At 64.7% G+C, this 18,027-nt stretch carries 20 protein-coding genes and 1 riboswitch; of the genes, 9 read left to right on the top strand and 11 right to left on the bottom strand.

What is annotated here, in order from left to right:
• The first annotated feature begins 11 nt into the window (after window positions 1-11).
• The gene (locus BUE39_RS17780; protein WP_073430040.1) at window positions 12-2,021 is read left to right on the top strand and encodes a protein-L-isoaspartate(D-aspartate) O-methyltransferase; all 2,010 of its coding nucleotides are present in this window, start codon (window positions 12-14) and stop codon (window positions 2,019-2,021) included.
• Window positions 2,022-2,041: 20 nt separating this feature from the next.
• Here BUE39_RS17780 and crcB read toward each other — a convergent pair whose 3' ends face one another.
• On the bottom strand, window positions 2,042-2,422 hold the full coding sequence (crcB, locus tag BUE39_RS17775; protein ID WP_073430039.1) for a fluoride efflux transporter CrcB: 381 nt from the start codon (window positions 2,420-2,422) through the stop codon (window positions 2,042-2,044).
• A gap of 78 nt (window positions 2,423-2,500) precedes the next feature.
• Window positions 2,501-2,562, bottom strand: a riboswitch (Fluoride riboswitch).
• A gap of 167 nt (window positions 2,563-2,729) precedes the next feature.
• Here crcB and BUE39_RS17770 point away from each other — a divergent pair.
• Complete coding sequence (locus BUE39_RS17770; protein WP_073430038.1) at window positions 2,730-3,077, top strand: DUF190 domain-containing protein; 348 nt, start codon at window positions 2,730-2,732, stop codon at window positions 3,075-3,077.
• 83 nt (window positions 3,078-3,160) lie between these two features.
• Here the strand turns inward: BUE39_RS17770 and BUE39_RS17765 are convergent, their stop codons facing one another.
• Window positions 3,161-4,363, bottom strand: a complete 1,203-nt coding sequence (locus tag BUE39_RS17765) for an ammonium transporter (RefSeq protein WP_073430037.1) — start codon at window positions 4,361-4,363, stop codon at window positions 3,161-3,163.
• Between the two features lie 407 nt (window positions 4,364-4,770).
• On the opposite strand from BUE39_RS17765, the gene BUE39_RS17760 reads away from it, so the two are divergent.
• Window positions 4,771-6,528 (top strand): sensor histidine kinase, encoded by a 1,758-nt coding sequence (locus BUE39_RS17760; RefSeq protein WP_073430036.1) that lies wholly within the window; start codon window positions 4,771-4,773, stop codon window positions 6,526-6,528.
• Here the strand turns inward: BUE39_RS17760 and BUE39_RS17755 are convergent, their stop codons facing one another.
• Both BUE39_RS17755 and BUE39_RS17750 read right to left on the bottom strand, forming a co-directional pair.
• Window positions 6,529-6,855 (bottom strand): hypothetical protein, encoded by a 327-nt coding sequence (locus BUE39_RS17755; protein WP_073430035.1) that lies wholly within the window; start codon window positions 6,853-6,855, stop codon window positions 6,529-6,531.
• Between the two features lie 202 nt (window positions 6,856-7,057).
• Window positions 7,058-7,639 (bottom strand): DJ-1/PfpI family protein, encoded by a 582-nt coding sequence (locus BUE39_RS17750; RefSeq protein ID WP_073430034.1) that lies wholly within the window; start codon window positions 7,637-7,639, stop codon window positions 7,058-7,060.
• A gap of 263 nt (window positions 7,640-7,902) precedes the next feature.
• On the opposite strand from BUE39_RS17750, the gene BUE39_RS17745 reads away from it, so the two are divergent.
• The 4 genes from BUE39_RS17745 (at window position 7,903) to BUE39_RS17730 (ending at window position 12,515) form a co-directional block, all read left to right on the top strand.
• The gene (locus BUE39_RS17745; protein WP_073430108.1) at window positions 7,903-8,379 is read left to right on the top strand and encodes a hypothetical protein; all 477 of its coding nucleotides are present in this window, start codon (window positions 7,903-7,905) and stop codon (window positions 8,377-8,379) included.
• Window positions 8,380-8,482: 103 nt separating this feature from the next.
• Complete coding sequence (locus tag BUE39_RS17740; protein ID WP_073430033.1) at window positions 8,483-8,938, top strand: Rrf2 family transcriptional regulator; 456 nt, start codon at window positions 8,483-8,485, stop codon at window positions 8,936-8,938.
• A gap of 140 nt (window positions 8,939-9,078) precedes the next feature.
• The gene (locus BUE39_RS17735) at window positions 9,079-9,726 is read left to right on the top strand and encodes an NAD(P)-dependent oxidoreductase (RefSeq protein ID WP_073430032.1); all 648 of its coding nucleotides are present in this window, start codon (window positions 9,079-9,081) and stop codon (window positions 9,724-9,726) included.
• Between the two features lie 170 nt (window positions 9,727-9,896).
• Window positions 9,897-12,515 (top strand): mechanosensitive ion channel family protein, encoded by a 2,619-nt coding sequence (locus tag BUE39_RS17730; RefSeq protein ID WP_073430031.1) that lies wholly within the window; start codon window positions 9,897-9,899, stop codon window positions 12,513-12,515.
• A 51-nt stretch (window positions 12,516-12,566) separates the two neighbouring features.
• Here the strand turns inward: BUE39_RS17730 and BUE39_RS17725 are convergent, their stop codons facing one another.
• Window positions 12,567-13,247: a cysteine dioxygenase family protein gene (locus BUE39_RS17725; protein ID WP_073430107.1), complete on the bottom strand. Its 681-nt coding sequence runs from the start codon at window positions 13,245-13,247 to the stop codon at window positions 12,567-12,569.
• Window positions 13,248-13,384: 137 nt separating this feature from the next.
• Here BUE39_RS17725 and BUE39_RS17720 point away from each other — a divergent pair, with 137 nt between their 5' ends.
• Entirely contained in the window at window positions 13,385-13,852 is a 468-nt protein-coding gene (locus tag BUE39_RS17720) for an Lrp/AsnC family transcriptional regulator (RefSeq protein ID WP_073430030.1), read from the top strand.
• A 164-nt stretch (window positions 13,853-14,016) separates the two neighbouring features.
• Complete coding sequence (locus BUE39_RS17715) at window positions 14,017-15,111, top strand: site-specific integrase (RefSeq protein ID WP_073430029.1); 1,095 nt, start codon at window positions 14,017-14,019, stop codon at window positions 15,109-15,111.
• On the opposite strand, the gene BUE39_RS17710 is transcribed toward BUE39_RS17715, so the two are convergent.
• The 6 genes from BUE39_RS17710 to BUE39_RS17685 form a co-directional block, all read right to left on the bottom strand.
• Entirely contained in the window at window positions 15,090-15,356 is a 267-nt protein-coding gene (locus BUE39_RS17710; RefSeq protein WP_073430028.1) for a pyocin activator PrtN family protein, read from the bottom strand. The genes BUE39_RS17715 and BUE39_RS17710 overlap by 22 nt on opposite strands.
• Window positions 15,357-15,380: 24 nt before the next feature.
• Window positions 15,381-15,833: a hypothetical protein gene (locus BUE39_RS17705; RefSeq protein ID WP_084561431.1), complete on the bottom strand. Its 453-nt coding sequence runs from the start codon at window positions 15,831-15,833 to the stop codon at window positions 15,381-15,383.
• Entirely contained in the window at window positions 15,830-17,113 is a 1,284-nt protein-coding gene (locus BUE39_RS17700) for a ParB/RepB/Spo0J family partition protein (RefSeq protein WP_073430027.1), read from the bottom strand. The genes BUE39_RS17705 and BUE39_RS17700 overlap by 4 nt, the downstream gene beginning before the upstream one ends.
• Complete coding sequence (locus BUE39_RS17695; protein ID WP_073430026.1) at window positions 17,106-17,420, bottom strand: hypothetical protein; 315 nt, start codon at window positions 17,418-17,420, stop codon at window positions 17,106-17,108. Before BUE39_RS17695 ends, BUE39_RS17700 begins: the two co-directional genes overlap by 8 nt.
• On the bottom strand, window positions 17,410-17,655 hold the full coding sequence (locus BUE39_RS17690; RefSeq protein ID WP_073430025.1) for a hypothetical protein: 246 nt from the start codon (window positions 17,653-17,655) through the stop codon (window positions 17,410-17,412). The genes BUE39_RS17695 and BUE39_RS17690 overlap by 11 nt, the downstream gene beginning before the upstream one ends.
• On the bottom strand, window positions 17,652-18,027 hold a 376-nt coding region (locus tag BUE39_RS17685), incomplete at its 5' end, for a hypothetical protein (protein WP_073430024.1). The genes BUE39_RS17690 and BUE39_RS17685, both read right to left, overlap by 4 nt.

The raw sequence follows: 18,027 nt of genomic DNA, 5'->3' as shown, positions 1-18,027 counted from the left end.
AAGGAGCAGCCATGACCAACTTGCCCGAGGCACGCGAGTTGATGGTCGAGCGTCAGATCGCCGGGCGCTCCATCGGCGACCCGAACGTGCTGGCCGCGATGCGGCGCGTGCCGCGAGAAGAGTTCGTGCCCGCGCATCTGCGCGAATTCGCTTACGACGACACACCGTTGCCGATCGCCGAGCAGCAGACCATCTCGCAGCCCTACATCGTCGCGCGCATGATCGAGGCGGCGCAGTTGCGCCCCGGTGACCGGGTTCTGGAGATCGGCACCGGATCGGGTTACGCCGCCGCCATCGCCGCCGCCATCGCCGCGCATGTCGACACGGTGGAGCGCCACGCGGCGCTCGCGCAGTCCGCGCGCGAAACGCTCGCGCGCCTCGGCATCGACAACGTCACGGTGCATACCGGAGACGGCACGCACGGTTTGCCGGAAGGCGCGCCGTATGACGCGATCTTCGCGTCCGCCGGCGGTCCGCACGTGCCGCGGGCGTGGCGCGAGCAACTCGCGCTCGGCGGACGGCTCATCATGCCCGTGGGTCACGAGCGATACCATCAGCGGCTCGTGAAAGTCGTGCGCCGCACGGAACACGACTACGACGAACGGACGCTCGGCGCGGTGATGTTCGTGCCGCTCATCGGCGACGACGGCTGGCCGGCCGAAGACGTGATGCTCGATCCGCCGGCCGTCGCCGACAGTCCGACGCAACACGCTCGTGCGCCGGATGATCTGGCCGCGGCGATCCGCGCCGCCGCCGAGCCGTTCACGGACTTCGAGTCCGCGATACTGGAGTATTTCACCGACCGCTTCGCCGCGCGGCGCGTGGTCCTGCTCGGGGAGGCGAGCCACGGCACTGCCGAGTTCTATCGTTTGCGCGCGGCCATCACGCGGCGGCTGATCGAGGAGCATGGCTTCTCGATCGTCGCGCTGGAAGCCGATTGGCCCGACGCGGCGGCGCTCGACCGGCACGTGCGGAATCGGCCGCCCGCCAGCGGTCGGGAAGCGCCGTTCCGGCGTTTCCCGACGTGGATGTGGCGCAACACCGACGTGAAGGCGTTCACCGACTGGCTGCGCGGCCATAACGCCACTCTGCCGCAGGAGCGTCAGGCGCGTCTTTATGGGCTCGATATCTATAGCCTCTCCGAGTCGATCGACGCGGTGCTGCGCTATCTCGACTCCGTCGATCCCGCCGCGGCCCGCATTGCTCGCGAGCGCTATGGGTGCTTCGGTCCGTGGCAGAAGGACCCGGCCGTGTACGGACGCGCGGCGCTCGAGGGCGGCTATGCGCAATGCGAGCAACACGTCGTCGCTCAATTGCAGGACCTGCTGAGAAACCGGCTCGACTACGCGGAGCATGACGGCGAGACTTTCTTCGACGCGTCGCAGAACGCGCGCCTCGTCGCGTCGGCCGAGCGCTACTACCGCGCCATGTATTACGGCGGCGCGCACAGTTGGAACCTGCGCGACACGCATATGTTCGAGACGCTGCGCCATACGCTCGACGCGCGCGGCCCGCACGCGCGCGCGGTGGTGTGGGCGCACAACTCGCATATCGGCGACGCCAGCGCGACCGAGATGGGGCGCATCTCGCGAGAGATCAACGTCGGGCAGTTATGCCGCGAGTACTTCGGCGACGAGGCGGCGCTGATCGGCTTCGGCACGCACGCGGGCACCGTCGCCGCCGCAAGCGACTGGGATGGTCCGATGGAGGTGAAGGAAGTGCGTCCGGCGCTGGATGACAGCTATGAATACTGGATGCACCGCGCGGGGCAGCCGCGCTTTCTGCTGGACCTGCGCCCCGGTGTGCACGACGCGTTGCGGGCGCGCTTGAGCGAACCGCTGCTGGAACGTTTCATCGGCGTGATCTATCGGCCGGACACCGAGCGTTATAGCCACTATGCGCAAGCGTCGCTCGCCGATCAGTTCGACGCTTATGTCTGGGTCGATCGCACCAGCGCCGTTGAACCGCTTCCGACGCCGATGCGCGAAGGCACGCCCGATACGTTCCCATTCGGCGTGTGACGGGGCACGCCGCGGCGTTCTCAGCGCGACAGCAACGAGACCGTGGCGATACCAAGCACGGTCATGACGAGCGACGCGCCCACGTGAATCACGATCTCGCCCGCGGCCCAGCCGAGCCGGCCATCCTGCAGGCGCTGCACGACTTCGGCTGAAAAAGTGGAGAAGGTCGAGAGTCCGCCCATCATCCCGGTGATGACGAAGAGCCGCCATTCCGGCGCGATGTGCGGCGCCCGCGCGAAGCCCGCGACCGCCACGCCGATGATGTAGCCGGCGATCACATTGGCGGCGAACGTGCCGAGCGGCAAGCTGACGAACAAGCCGTTCAGGCGGATGCCGAGAAACCAGCGGAACAGCGAGCCGAGCGCGCCGCCGACGGCGACCGCGAGAATGGACCAATACATGGGAAGAGGCCTGGCAAAACCGGAAGGTCGACAAACCGGGCTGAGCGGGAGACGCGCTGCCGCGTCCGCGGTCACCCGGGCGAAGCAGGCATCATCAGCCGCCACGGCGGTTAAGGGAGAATGCCATTTCCAGCGCGCAAGTCTAACACTGGCTAGCGCATGTGGGGACAGGTCGGGGCGGCGGCGCGGGGTAGTCGCGCGGGTCGTTGGATAGCGTTGCGGGCATCACGTGGGCGTGACCTAGAATGAAGTCAGCGCCTGCCGACGTCGAGTGCGGGCCCGCCAGGCTTCAACAAGGACGGCCGATATGAAGAAAGGCTACCAGCTGACGTTTTATACCGAGCAGAACCGGCGTCATGATCATGAGCCGGTCGTGGAATGGCTATTGTCGGTTGCCAAACAGGCCGGCATTCGCGGCGCGACCGTCGTGGCGGCCGCCGAAGGCATTGGTCACGCCGGCGCGCGTCACGCGGCGCGTTTCTTCGAATTGGCGGATCAGCCGGTGCAGGTGATTTTCGCCGTCACCGAAGGGGAAGCCGAAACGCTGCTCGCCGCCGTGCGGCAAGGCAGCGTGCCGGTGTTTTATACGCGTTGTCCGATCGAATTCGGCATCGTCGGCGGCAACGCGGACGCGGTGGATTCATCGTCCCGCTAGGAGCGGCTCGCGCGGCAAGCGCCGGCGCATCCTCGGGCCTTGCTCGCCACTGAACCGTCGAAGGCTGCCGCGCGGCGAACGCGTCAGCCGACGCTCTCGCGCTCCGGCGTCGCCGAAATTCTGTGGATCGACAGGTCCGCGCCGTTGTATTCGTCCTCCTGGTCGAGCCGCAGGCCCACCGTCAGGCGAATCGCGCCGTACACGAGCGTGCCGCCGAGCGCCGCCACCGCGATGCCGCCCAACGTCCCCACCAGTTGCGCCCCGAACGACACCCCGCCGATGCCGCCCAGCGCAGGCAAGCCGAAGATGCCCGCCGCAATGCCGCCCCACGCGCCGCACAAGCCGTGCAACGGCCAGACGCCGAGCACATCGTCGATGCGCCAGCGATTCTGCACACAGGTGAACATAAAGACGAACAGCACGCCCGCGATGCCGCCCGTCAGCAGCGCGCCGAGCGGATGCATCAGATCGGAGCCGGCGCACACGGCGACCAGCCCGGCGAGCGGGCCGTTGTACGTGAAGCCGGGATCGTTGCGGCCCGCGAGCCAGGCCGTCAGCGTGCCGCCGACCATCGCCATCAGCGAATTGACGGCGACGAGGCCGCTGATTTTGTCGATGGTCTGCGCGCTCATCACGTTGAAGCCGAACCAGCCCACCGCCAGCACCCAGGCGCCCAGCGCGAGAAACGGAATATTCGACGGCGGATGCGCGGCAATGCCGCCGTCGCGATGGTAGCGGCCATGACGCGCGCCCAGCAGCAGCACGGCCGGCAGCGCGACCCAGCCGCCGAACGCGTGGACGACCACCGAGCCGGCGAAGTCGTGGAACGGCACGCCGAACACGCCGGTCAGCCAGTTCTGAATGCCGAAGCGGTTGTTCCAGACGATCCCTTCGAAGAGCGGGTAGATGAAGCCGACCAGCACGAAGGTGGCGAAGAGTTGCGGATTGAATTTGGAACGCTCCGCGATGCCGCCCGACACGATCGCCGGAATCGCCGCGGCAAAGGTCAGCAGGAAGAAGAAGCGCACCAGCTCGTAGCCGTTATGCGCGGCCAGCGTTTGAGCGTTGCCGAAGAACTGCGTGCCGTATGCGATCGTGTAGCCGATGAAGAAATAGGCGATTGTCGAGACGGAGAAATCCACCAGAATCTTGACCAGCGCGTTGACCTGATTTTTCTTGCGCACGGTACCGAGTTCCAGAAACGCGAACCCGGCATGCATGGCCAGCACCATTGCCGCACCCAATAAGAGAAAGAGGGTGTCGGTGCCGGTTTTAAGACTTTCCATCGGTGTTTCCTGCGTATGCCAAAAAAGCGGGCAACGAACGCAAGAAATGGGCCAATGTTGTGCGTGAAGCGTCTATTCGGTGCGGTGCGCACCGGAATTGGTGGCTAGCGCTTGCGCGACTTCGGGACCTCGGAACGAACGGCTTTGATTTGTGCGACTTTAAGCACAATACAGGTGCATTCATGTTCTATTTTGGGCGTCATGTTCCGAAATTGTGCGTCATCCGATATTTTCGAGTGCTCGCCTGCCGAATACCCGCCGCCCGATGCGCAACACATGTGCGCGCAGGTTGCCATGGCCGATTGCGCCCAATAAATGGCGCGCCCCTTTATTTTCCGCTGGAAACGTCGACATAATGTGCGCTCCCCGCGCATGATCTGCCGGCCCCCGACTTCCGATGCGCACGCATGAGACTCACCACCAAAGGCCTGCTGCTGATCGCGATTCCGGCGCTTTTCGAACTGGCGCTGCTGTCCGGACTGGTCAAGGCGCAATCCGATTCGGCGCAAGCGGAGCGCTGGGCTCTCCATAGCCAGGAAGTGCTGCGGCAGACCACCGCGATTCTCGAGCCGGTGCTCGGCGAATCCGTCGCGCTGCGCGGTGCGGTGCTGGAAAACGACAGCCGTTTCGCGACGCCGCTTGCACTGTGGATGGACGTCGACCGCCGCATCGACCAGCTTGCCGAACTGGTCGCGGACAATCCCCGGCAAGTCGCGCGCGTGGTTCAGTTGCGTCAATCGGTGCAAGCCTATCGCCAGTGGTCCGACCGCATGCAGGACATGCTGCATTCGCGGCGGCGGCCCGACGTGCTGGAGCGCTTTCGCGACCTCGCTCAATCCGATGTGCTCGATCGCTTCCGTCAGCAGGTGGTGGCATTCCAGAGCGAGGAACGGCGCCTCGACATGCAGCGCCTGAACGCCGCCGATGCCGCGCGCGAACGGCAGCAGATGCTGGTGGGCGCCGCCGTGTTCGGCTCGCTGCTGTTCGTCGCGCTGGCCGTCTGGCTGTTCACGCGCGGCGTGCGCGGCCGGCTCGCCGTTCTCTCCGACAACGCCGGGCGCCTCGCGGGCAACGAGCCGCTGGCGCCGATCGCAGCAGGCAGCGATGAAATCGCCCGGCTCGACCTGACCTTGCATGAAACCAGCCGGCGCCTGCTCGAGGCGGAGCGCATCCAGGCGCGTTTCCACGCCGACCTCGCGCGCCGCGCCGCCGAACTGGCGCGCATCAACGAGAGCCTGCGGCAGCAGACCCAGGAGAACGAGATGTTCATTTACAGCGTGTCGCACGATCTGCGTGCGCCGCTCGTGAATCTGCAGGGCTTTTCGAAGGAATTGATCCGCGCGTGCGACGAATTGCGCGTCGCGGTGCGCGAGTCGTCGCTTGGCGCCGGGACGCGCGAGCGCATCGAACGGGTGGTCGACGAGGACATCGGCGAGGCGTTGCATTATCTGCAAACGGCCGTGCTGCGGGCATCGCATATCATCGACGCGCTGTTGCGGCTGTCGCGTGTCGGCCGCGTTGAGTACCGCCAGCAGAAGGTCGAGGTGCACGATATCGTGCGGCGCGTGATCGATGCGATGCAAGGCTCGATCCGGGCGCGCGGCGCGCAGATCAGCGTCGACGAGTTGCCGGCGGTGTGGGGCGACGCCACCGCGCTCGAGCAGGTGTTCGCGAATCTGATCGGCAATGCGGTCAATTATCTGGATCCCGCCCGCGAGGGCAGGATCGAAATCGGGACCACGCCGCCGCCGCTCGGCGTGCATTCGCTGCGGATCTTTTACGTGCGGGATAACGGGCTGGGGATTCCGGTGGTCGCATTGCCCCGGCTATTCAATGCGTTTCAGCGGCTGCACGGCAATGTGGTGGCGGGCGAGGGCATCGGCCTCGCGCTCGTGCGGCGCGTGGTGGAGCGGCACGGCGGGCGTGTCTGGGTGGAGTCGAAAGAGGGGGAGGGCACGACGTTCTATGTGTCGCTACCCGAAGCCCGGCCGCGCAATGCGCAGGCGGTTGCCGATCCGCGGGTTCCGCTGGAGGCGGGCGGCGTTGATGCGATGCGTGATGTGCGCGAGGCGCGCATGGGCTCGGATGAGCGTGACAGCCAAGGTTCTGGTGGCGGCGCGGCGCTGAATGCCCCCAATGCCGAACCCGGCGTCGGTGTCCGGTGATCAGCAGGCGTTAAAGAGCCGCCGCGGTTTGAGCAGCTTGCTGCCGCGAATCAACCAGTAGCAGGCGCAGACGATCAGGATCATGACGCCGGTCAATGCCTCGAGCGGCGCGGGATGCAAGCCGAGCACGCCGTCCAGCGCGAACAGGCCACGTGCGGCGAGCAGCAGCGCCGCCCACAGCGAGCATGCGGCTAGCACCAGCATGCGCGCGCCGGCCAGACGCCGCGCGCGGTTTTCACGCGACCAGTTGGCGGGCGTGCGCCCGCAGAAAAAAGCGATCGCCATCAACGTGACGACGAGCACGACGATCCAGTCAGTCAGTTCCATCGAAAGGCACTCCAAAGTCAACCGTTGACTATAGAAAGCCGTTTCGCTGCGAACTATCGGATTACTCTCAAAATGTGCGCGGTTTAGGTGAATGCGCAAGGCCATGAGGGCATGGCGCTCGCCTTGGCCCGGAGCCGGAATATGGCCGGATCAAAGCCGGATGGGGGGCATCCGGCTCGATCGGACTTCGACTGGACTTCGATCAGAGTTCGATCCGGGTGCCGAGCAGCACGAGGAACTGGCGCAGCCACTCGGGATGCGCGGGCCATGCGGGCGCGGTGACGAAGTTGGCGTCGGTGATCGCCGCGTCGACGGGAATGTCGGCATAGTCGCCGCCCGCCAGTTTCACTTCGGGCGCGCACGCCGGGTAGGCGGAAATTCGTTTGCCGCGGATCACGTCGGCGGCGGCCAGCAGTTGCGCGGCGTGGCAGATCGCGGCGATCGGTTTGCCCGCTTCGGCGAACTGCCGCACGATTTCGATTACCTTGGGATCGAGCCGCAGATATTCCGGCGCCCGGCCGCCCGCGATTGCCAGCGCGTCGTACTGGCGGGGATCGGCATCGTCGAAGGTCGCGTTGAGCGTGAACTGATGACCAGGCTTCTCCGTATAAGTCTGGTCGCCCTCGAAATCATGGATCGCCGTCTTGATCCGGTCGCCCGCCTTCTTGTTCGGGCAGACCGCGTCGACCACGTGGCCGACTGCCTGCAGTGCCTGGAACGGCACCATCGTTTCATAATCCTCGGCGAAGTCGCCGGTCAGGAACAGAATCTTCTTTGCTGCCATCGTATGCCTCCAGTTGATCAACGGAACACACCAAGCGCTCGTCACGCTCATTCAAGCGAAGCCAGTCTACCCCAACGCGTTTGACAGAACCGCGACGCCGCACGCGATGAGCGGGTTCGAACGGTGCGGAATGCCAGCAGATGCGCCCGCGTTCGCGGCGCGATCCGGACGATCGGCCGATGCTGGGCGAAAGCGCCACGCGACGGCGTATCATTGGCGCGTTTTCGCATGCGGAAGCCGCTTGGCGCGGCTCACACTCAAACATGATTTCATCCATCCGTTCGCCTTTGTTGCACCGTGTCGTTCTGGTTCTCGCCGTGTTCGGCGGCCTCACGGCCTGCCAGAAAAACGATGCGTCCGCCGGGCAGGTCGCCGGCAAACTCAACGACGCCGCGCAAGCGGCCGGTCAGAAGCTCGATCAGGCGGCTAGCTACATCGGCCAGCAGGTCGACGCGACCAAATCCGCCGCGCAGCAGAATCTCGATTCGGCCTCCGCGCCGTCGGTCACTATCGACCCCAAGGCGCTTGCTTCGGGCGCGCAGGCCAATCTGCAAGGCGCCGCGAGCGCGGCCAATGCGCAACTCGGCAAGGCCGCCGCGCTGACCGGGCAGAGCCTGGAGACCGCGGGCCGCAAGCTGCAGCAGTGGTCCGCGCAGAGCACCGCTTCATCGACGAACGCTGCGGCGTCTTCGTCCGCTGCGGGCGATTCCGGCGACGCGCAAAAGCAGATGGACAAGTGACCGTCGTGACCGTCCGTTCGACCCCCGGCGCGCGCGAACGTTTGACGGCCCGGTCAAATGTAATTACTATAATTACATATTGTGGTCGCCGGGCAGGGGTGTTGTGAATACGAGTAGCCGGTTCGCATTTGCGGTGCACGTGCTTGCGCTGCTGTCGTTGCAGCAGGGCGTGCCGCTTTCGTCGGAGATAATTGCGGGCAGCGTGAACACCAATCCCGCACTGATCCGGCGTTTGCTGAGCATGCTGGCGGAGGCGGGCCTCACCACCTCCCAGCTTGGCGCGGGCGGCGGCGCGCTGCTCGCCCGGGCGCCCGGGAATATCAGCCTGCTCGAGATATACCGTGCGGTGGAAGATCCACGTTTATTCGGGCTGCATCGGGAAGAGCCGAATCCCGCGTGCATGGTCGGCCGTAATATCCAAGGCGTGCTGAGCGGCATCATCGACGAAGCGCAGCAGGCCATGGAAGCATCGCTCGGCGCCCGCACGCTGGCCGATGCCACGGCGGATGTCGTGCGCGCGGAGCGGGTCAGGGAGCGCAAGCGGCGTTCGCATCGATAAGGCGTGAGCAAGCAGTCCGGGAATGCGCGTGTTTGTCAGTCAGCGCGCGCGCCTGATAATCAAGGGGTACCCACCCCTCTTTTTTCCGTCTTATATGTAATCAATATAGTTACATATAAGCTAATCGAAGGAGCATCGAAATGAGCAAACAGTTGAAGATCGCGTTGTTTGGCACCACCGGCACGATCGGTTCGCGGATCGCCGCGGAAGCGGCCCGTCGCGGGCACGAGGTGACGGCGCTGGCGCGCAACCCGGCGCGGGTGCCGGCCGACGTGGCGAACCTGAAGGCGGCGCAAGCCGATCTGCTCGACGCCGCGAGTGTCGGTGCGGCGGTGCGCGGGCACGACGTCGTCGCCAGCGCCTACGCGCCGCCGCAAGGTGACGAGGCGGCGCTCGCCACGGCGACTCGCGCGCTGGTCGAAGGCGTGCGCGCGGCGGGCGTGAAGCGCCTCGTGGTGGTGGGCGGCGCGGGTTCGCTCGAAGTCGCGCCGGGCAAGCAACTGGTGGATACCGAGGGTTTCCCTGTCGCTTACAAGCCGGTCGCGCTCGCGCACCGCGACGCATTTGACTACTACCGTGGCGTCGCCGATCTCGACTGGACTTTCTTTGCGCCGGCCGCGCTGATCGCGCCGGGCGAGCGCACCGGGCAATTCCGCACCGGCACGGGCGCGCTGCTGGCCGACGCCGAAGGCAATAGCCGCATTTCGGCGGAAGACTACGCAATCGCCTTCGTCGACGAACTGGAGCAGGGCCGCTTCGTGCGTCAGATCGCGACAGTCGCCTATTGAGCCTGAATGGCGCGGCCTAGCCTGGCAGGCAGGCGCCCGCGGCGCGGTGGGTAGGGCGATCCCCACACCCGCTGCCGAGCGCAAGCGCCCTAACATTCCGTTACGCATGTTCGGTCGCGCCCGATAAAAGTGCGGCTACACTGGCGTCTCCCGTTTTTTCACGGATCGCCATGCAGTCACGCTCTTCGCGGCGTGAGTCCGAGGCTGCGCCGTTCAACGGCGGGCAACCGGCGACTCGCGCCACCTTTCATCTTCCTTCTCCTCATGCCGGGGGCGACGTCCACCCCAGCTCGCCCACGCGCGTCGCGGCGTGGCTCGGCGCATGGGTGGCCGGGGTATTCCTCGCGCTGATCCTCTACGCCGGCTGCACGCCCGCCAACGCCGAGGCCGCCGGCAGCAGCACGCCGGTCATCCCTGCCTTGCAGAGCCTGATCAACAGCGCTACCGCGACGCCCGCGTCCGCCGCTTCGGGCGCATCCGCGGCGCAGGCGGCGTCCGCGCCGTCGCCCGCGAGCCAGGCGGAACTGGCGCGCTCGCTCGACAGCGTGATCGCCACGCTCGACAACGACCGGCAGCGCACCGCGCTCGTCGCCCAGCTCAAGAAGCTACGCGACGTCTCGCAGAACGTCGGCCCACCGGTGCCGGCGCAGACGCAGGCCAGTGCCGGCCTGCTGGGCGCGATCGCGTCGGGCATCGCGTCGTTCGAATCCGACATGCATCAGGGCCGCACGCCGGTGCGCTATTGGGGCGGCCGCCTCAACGCGGCCGGCAACGAACTCTTCACGATCATCTCGGGCCAGGGGCGCGAGAGCTTCGGCCGCGTGCTGTTTTCGATGATCGCGATGCTCGCCGGCTGGGGCGCGTGCGCCGGCGCGCTGATCTATGGACAACACCGGCTGTACCGGCGCTTCGGCATCGTCATGGGGCTGAATCCGAATCCCACCACGCGCGAGTTGCTGATCTTCGCGCTGCGCCGCGTCGGACCGTGGATCATCGCGTTTGTCGCGGCGCTGCTGTTCGTGCGCGCGATGCCCGATGCGCTCGGACGAACGCTCGGCATGGTGGTCGCCTACGCGATCGTGGCGGGGGCGGTGTTCTCGGCGATCTGTTTGATCATGTTTTCGCTGTTCGGCTCGGGGCATCGGCGCATCGCGGTGCGTCTTCTGATCGATCATGCGCGGCGTGTGCTGTTCGTGATCGGCATATGCGGCGCGCTCGGCGATGCGGCCGTCAATTACGACGTCGCGCATCAACTCGGAACGAATCTCGCGGCGCTGATCTCGACCGCGGCCAACATGACGGCCGCCGTGCTCACCGGCTACTTCGCGCTCGCGTTTCGCCGGCCGGTCGCGCATCTGATTCGAAATCGGCCGTACGAGCAGCGCAACGATCACAAGGCGGCGACCGACGCCTTCGAGGTCCTCGCCGCGCTGTGGCACGTGCCCGTGCTGGTGCTCGCCACCGCCTCGGTGATCGCCACGCTCGGCGGCTCGGGCACCAGTGAGAACGTGCTGCAGATTTCGGTGGTGACGGCGCTGCTGCTGGTGCTGGCGTTCTTCCTGTCGGCCATCGTGCTGCGCATGACGCGTCCGCGCAGCGCGCGCGCCCGCCGCCGCTCGCCGTATCTGACGCGCCTGCTGCGCTTTTGCGGCACGCTGCTCACGCTCTTCATCTGGCTGTTTTTCTTCGAACTGGCGGCGCGTTTGTGGGGCGTGTCGCTCGCGGCCGTGGTCGAGGAAAACGTCGCGGCGCGCGGTATCGCCCATGCGGTGACGGCGATCATCGCGACCGTGTTCATTGCGTGGCTGCTCTGGATCCTGGTCGACACGGCGATCACCGAGGCGCTCAATCCGGGCGGTCCGCGCAACAAGTCGCGCGCGCCGAGCATGCGCGCGCGCACGATGTTGCCGCTCGTGCGCAATGTGCTGCTCGTCTCGATCATGACCATCGCCGGGATCGTGACCGCGGCGAACCTCGGCATCAACGTGACGCCGCTGCTGGCGGGCGCCGGCGTGATCGGCCTCGCGATCGGTTTCGGCGCGCAGTCGCTCGTGACCGACCTGATCACGGGCCTGTTCATCATCATCGAGGACACGATCTCCGTGGGCGACTGGATCGACGTGGACGGCGGCCATGCGGGCACCGTCGAGCACCTGTCGATCCGCACCGTGCGCCTGCGCGACGGCCAGGGCGCGATTCACGCGATTCCGTTCTCGCAGATCAAGATCGTCAAGAACCTGTCGCGCGATTTTGCTTACGCAGTGTTCGAAGTGCGGGTGTCGTTCTCCGCGGACGTCGATCAGATCACGCAGCTGATCCGCGAAGTCGGCGCCGATCTGATGGCGGACTTCCGTTACCGGCGCGAGATGCTCGGGCCGATCGAGGTGTGGGGGCTGGACCGTTTCGATCCGAACTGGATGGTCGTAAAAGGGCAGATCAAGACCCGGCCGCTGCAGCAATGGAGCGTGGCGCGCGCGTTCAATCTGCGGCTCAAGCGCAAGATGGACGAAGCCGGGATTGAGATTCCGCTGCCGCAGATGCGCTTGTTCACGTCGTCGAAGGATAGCGAAGGTCAGCCTTTCGGGGACGACGCGTTGCCTGGGTCCGGTGCGCACGGCCATGCCCATGCGCAGGCTCAAACGGCGTCGTCGGTGCGGGCCGCGCATGCGGCGGTCGCGGTGGCGCGCGATGTGTCGCACGAACCGCGTCCGGCGCCGCCGCCGACCGGACAGACCGCGCCGATTCCACCGCAGATTCCGACCGCGGGAGAAGCGGGCGGCAAGAGTTGATTGCGCTGGTGGTGCGCCGCTGCCTGCGCGGCGCACGCAAGGCGTGAGCTTTCAAACGCGCGCCGGCGCCTCGGCCACGCGCACGATGTCGTTGACATGCGTGGCGATTCGCGCGCCCGCCACGCCGTAGACATGCAATGAGACGGCGGGCGCAAGAGTGCCATTGCCCAGCCGATGAATGGCGCCGCGTCCGCCGCGTGCGAACGACACCGCGCCGCGATTGCGCGCTTGCGTCCGCGCGGCGCTCGCGCATTGCCGCGCGCCATTCCATTCGAAGATCGTTTCGTTCAAGCTGCCATCGAGCACAGCGTAGCCGCACCACGTGTGATGCGCGTGCACGGGGCTCGCCTGTTGCGGCAGCCACACGAGTGCGGCAATTGCATAGCGGCCATGCGGATCGGCGGCGAGCAGATGACGACGGTAATTCTCCGCCGCGCCTTCGCGTTGTGCCGGCGTCAGCAAGTCGGGGGTGGCCGCGGCTTCAGCGAGGGTGACACGCATACCGCGCGCGAACAACGCCGAATCCGACGGCTCGGGACATGTCGAACAGGCTTCGAAAATCGCGTCGAGCGCGTCGCATAACTGTTTGAGAGGCGCGCTGCCGTGGTCGTGCAACGGCGCGGCGGCTCGAATTCGGGCTTGAACGTCCGAGGCGGTTCGGGCCGCTTCAGCCGATTGTCCGCCGTGGGCCTGGAAACGATCGCGGGGCGTCGAAGAAAGGTTTTGGCTCATGATCGTTGCGCGGCTGCGCTGCCGCTTGTCGGTTATTTCGAATAGCGACATTTATACCGATTTCCCCGGAGAAAGAGTTTCCATATAATTCCCCTCGAAGTATTAAAAGTAGAATAATTTCCTACAGAGGCGCCAGAATGGGAATGGACATCATCGATCGGAAACTGCTCGAACTGCTGCAGCAGGACGCAACCATGCCGATCGCCGAGTTGGCGCAGCGGGTGAATCTGTCGCAAACGCCTTGCTGGAAACGGCTGCAGCGTTTGAAAGAGGCGGGCGTGATTCGCGCGCAGGTGGCGCTTTGCGATGCCCGCAAGCTGGGCGTGGGCACGACCGTGTTCGTCGCGGTGCGCACCAACCAGCATACCGAGGCGTGGGCGCAGAGCTTCACGCGTGCGGTTCAGGATATTCCGGAGGTAGTGGAGGTGTACCGGATGAGCGGCGAAACCGATTACCTGCTGCGCGTGGTGGTGTCCGACATCGACGACTACGATCGCGTCTACAAGCTTCTAATCGCCGCCGTGCCGCTGTACGACGTGAGTTCAAGTTTTGCGATGGAACAGATCAAGTATTCGACGGCGCTGCCGGTGCGTTTCACTGTGTAACCCTTGGTAGACGGCGAGATCCTTTGCTGGTGTGGCTTTGACGCCGATCGATATACCTCTTGTTTGCTCGGGTGGTCTCGCGTTTCCTCTTGTTTTTGTGGTGCCAAGGCTCCAAAATGGGTGCCATTTTCGCGTGGCACCACACTACAGGCAAGTGAGCACAGATGGGCACAATTACACCAAGAGAGAACAAGGACGGTAGCACCTCATATAAGGCACAAGTTCGCGTGCGTAAGGGCGGCAAGGTTTTGCACCAGGAAACCAAGACGTTTGAACGTCGGCAGGCGGCGCAGATCTGGATTAAGCAGCGCGAGGCCGCGCTGTCACACGCCGACGGTTTGAAGGCCGCGCTGCAGGAGAATCCACCAGTCAAGGAAATGATCAAGCGATACATCGCGGAACTGGGCAAGCCGTTAGACCGTACCAAGAGAATGATCCTGAACCAGATATCCGGCTCAACCTTGGGCGAGGTGAAGGCGGCGCAGCTCGAAAGTGCCGACATCGTTGCCTACATGCGAACGGTTGAGGTCGCGCCATCGACGCGTGGCCACTATCTCGCGCACCTGTCCAGCGTGATCACCTTGGCCCGGCCGGCCTGGGGTTATCCGGTCGATGCCTCGGTGGTCGCCGACGCGCGCGTCGCGCTGACGAGAATGGGGCTTGTTGGCCGATCAAAGCATCGTGAACGTCGCCCAACGCTAGATGAGATGGATCGCTTAATGGCCGAGTTCGGTAAGGTGCGGGACGGAACGCCCGACAGTATTCCGATGCAGGCGCTGGCAGCCTTCACGATTTTTTCGCTGCGAAGAATCAGTGAAATCTGCCGGCTTCGTTGGGGCGACCTGGATGAGGACGGATGTCGCGTTATGGTCCGCGACCTGAAACACCCAAACACAAAAGTGGGAAACGACACTTGGGTGGATCTGACGCCAGAAGCATTACGGATCGTCAAGGCGCAGCCGCGAGTGGACGATCGTATCTTTCCGTATCGCGCTCTTACGGCGAGCACCGCATTCACGAATGCAGTGCAGCTATTGGGGATTGACGACCTGCATCTGAATGATCTACGGCACGAGGGCGCGAGCAGGTTGTCGGAAATGGGATGGACGATCCAGCGGGTGGCCGCAGTCAGTGGCCACCGCAGCTGGAATACGTTGAAGCGTTACACGCACGTGCGCAAGGTGGGCGACAAGTACGAAAACTGGAAGTGGCTGGACGTGATCGCGCCATCGCAGGATTACGCGATGCCGGCGAGCTGATCGCATTCCTTCTTTGCTGCCGCGCGGCGCTCGTCGATGTAGTTGGCTAGGTCCTGCACGTAGACGCCCTTTGCGCTCTTTTGCGATGATTCGATCCGAACGAGAGGTAGCTTGATTTCTCCGTAAGTGATCTTTCGAAGCAACTTGTCCACTTCAAGGTGCGGGAAGTACGAGCGGCAGACTTCGTCAATCGGAATGACCGCACGTGCGCCGAACTGCGCCATCAAAAGAAAAACAGTATTCATTTGACACTCTATGTCGGGTCGTTACTACGACATCGGGTTGATCGCTCGGTCGAGCTGCATCAACCCGGTTTCAATGGACAGACGCGCTTGTTCCGCCCACGTGCGTGCCTCTTGCGCAGCTTTGTGCCGGCTATAGCTGCCTACCTCGTCGCGCATGAGGTCGAGCAGTTCGATGTCCGCGCCAAGCGCGATGACTTCGACCAGCTTTCGGATCTCGAGGCGCAGGGCTTCGATTCGCGCGATCGTTGCGAGTCGGGTATCCGACTCGCCTTCCTTCTTCTGGATAGTCTTTCGCCGCGCAAGCGGCGCTTCGTCTATCTGGATGGCCTTGGCGGGCGTGAGCCCGCTGCTGTTGACGTCGTCGTTCGATGCCTGCGCCGGGACGGCACCAGCGAGGGAAAGCCGTGGGCGTCTGTCTGCCGCTTCCCGCTTTCGCGGCAGCGGACGTGGGGTAGAAATGGCCGGACGAGCCGTCATTTAGCCACCTCCGTCACCATGTCCTCGGTCCAGTCGGGATCGGGCATCGTTGAAAGCCTGTCGAGCCAGGCGCGCACCGCCGGTGCCTCTCTCGCCTTCGTCCTGTCTGCCCGGTCGAGCGCACGCGTGAAGTCGCTAACGGCGGCTCTGATGGCCTGCATGCGGGTCGGGTATGCCGACGTGAAATCTCGCATCGAAGGCAGGCCCGATGTCGTGCCATTGCCTACGCGTAACGTGGTCGAGTAAATCCACCTGCCTTCCTCGGGCTGCGCAAGGTGGATCTCCGCAGGCGAGAGCCCTGTGCGCTTTGTCATGGGCGCGCGGATCGTCTCGCACTTCACGAACACGCCGTTCTCGTTCGGCACGTGCACAGGATGCCTGTGACGGCGGGCGGGAACGGCGTCGAGCAGATCTGCGTACGGCGTGAGCGCGGCATGTACGCTTGCGATCGTGCCGGGCGACAGCTTGCCGAAAACAGGGTCGTGCAACACCGACTGCAACGCCTGCAAAAGTTGCTTTGCCTGCGGTGCGACGATGCTGCTGCTGGCCCGCTTCGCTAGCGCCTTCCTGGTCACCCTGGCCTTGCCGCCGGCCTTCGCCTGCTCCGCCGCCGTACGAAGGCGCTCAAGGGCTTTCTCGCCGCCGTGCGCCCGGATTTCTTCAATCGCCAGTGTCGACGAAACGATCTTGTTGCGAACCAGTTCCTGCAGGGTCAGTGGTGCGTTCGCAAGCAGCAGGACATCACGGATAGTCTGGTCGGTGATGTTGAGCCGCTTGCCGATCGTGGCGTTGGGCTCGCCGAACTCCAGCAGTTCCACGACTTTTTCCGCAAGCTGCAGCGGCGTCAGCTTCTCGCCGTCGTTGTTCGTGATGCCGGCGTAAATCAGGTTGACGCGATTCACCGACTTCGCTTCATCGATCACGACCGGCAGCCGGTCGATCTCCTTGTCCTTCGCGAACCCGCCTTCCTTGATGGCGAGCAGGGCGGCATGGTATCGGTGCTGGCCTTCATACACGAAGATCCTGTCCTGACCGTCGACCTTGCGCACGAAACATCCGAGCGGTTTCTTGCGGTCGTAGCCATTCGCCTTCATCAGTTCCGCGAGGTGCCGCACGCGGTCCTGATCCAGCGGGCGAACGTTGTCGCGCGGATCGTAGTGAATCTGATCGGGCGGTACCGTCCAGAGATCCGACGATCCACCGCCGGCGGCCTTGACCGCAGCCTTTGTGTTGCCGGTGACAATCGGTTCGGCTTCCAGTAACGAGCGCGCGTTAGCCATTGCTGACCTCCCGCCTCGGCGGGATACCGCCGACGTCGGCAAAGGTCGCGTCCGGCGCGTAGTGAAACAGCGTGCCGTCGAAAGGAGCGATCGCAATGCCTGCGAGCCAGTACACGAGGCGTTCGTCCGACCGCCGGATGGCCTGCCGCACAACAGTGGCGCACACCAGCAGGTGCAGCTCCAGGCGGAGCGCCTGCCGGTCGGCGTGCGGCAACGCCGCTTCAATGTCGTCGATCGTGAGCGGGTCACGCTGGCCGGCGAAAAACGCGATCAGCGCCTTGCAGATCGGGGAGAGATTACTTGACATAGTGTCTCCGGATTCGCGCGTAGCGATAGCTGCGCAGGAATGGGCGGACGAAGCAGAGCGCGCAGAACGCGGCGATTCCGACGATGGCGAGCTTGGCGGCGGATACACCGGCAAGGAGCCAGAGGATGGCGTCGGCCAGACCGAACAGACAGCCGACATGGCGTTGATGTGCGGGGCCAGTGAGAAACCACGCCGTGCAGCACGTGGTAGCGGCGACGAGGAGGGCGAAGATCACGCGCCCCCCTTTGGCAGGATGCTGCCAACATATTCGGGGCCGCCGTGCAAATGAATGCGCGTTTGCGTCTTCGGCCTACGGAGCACTACAGAGCCGAAGTTTGCAGTGGTTCTACCTGATTCGACGATCCATCCGAGGCCGATAAAACCGGCTATCAACCTCTCTCCACTCGACGAGAACACGCCGGCGCTGATATGCAGTGCCCACTTTGCGCGATGATCCCCTGCGGTCGGATCGCTGACATCCTGGAGGCGCATCGAATACTCGCTGACGTCGTAGCCGATCTTTGCTTCGTCGAGCAGCGTGAGATCGCGCTCGATTGCGCGTATGTGTTTCTCGGCACGCTTCAGTTCAGCAAGACGGCGGGCATGT

The sequence above is a fragment of the Paraburkholderia terricola genome (genome assembly GCF_900142195.1).
Taxonomy (GTDB): Bacteria; Pseudomonadota; Gammaproteobacteria; order Burkholderiales; family Burkholderiaceae; genus Paraburkholderia; species Paraburkholderia terricola.
Note: the sequence above shows the minus strand (reverse complement) of the source record. Positions and strands in the feature narration are given on the sequence as shown.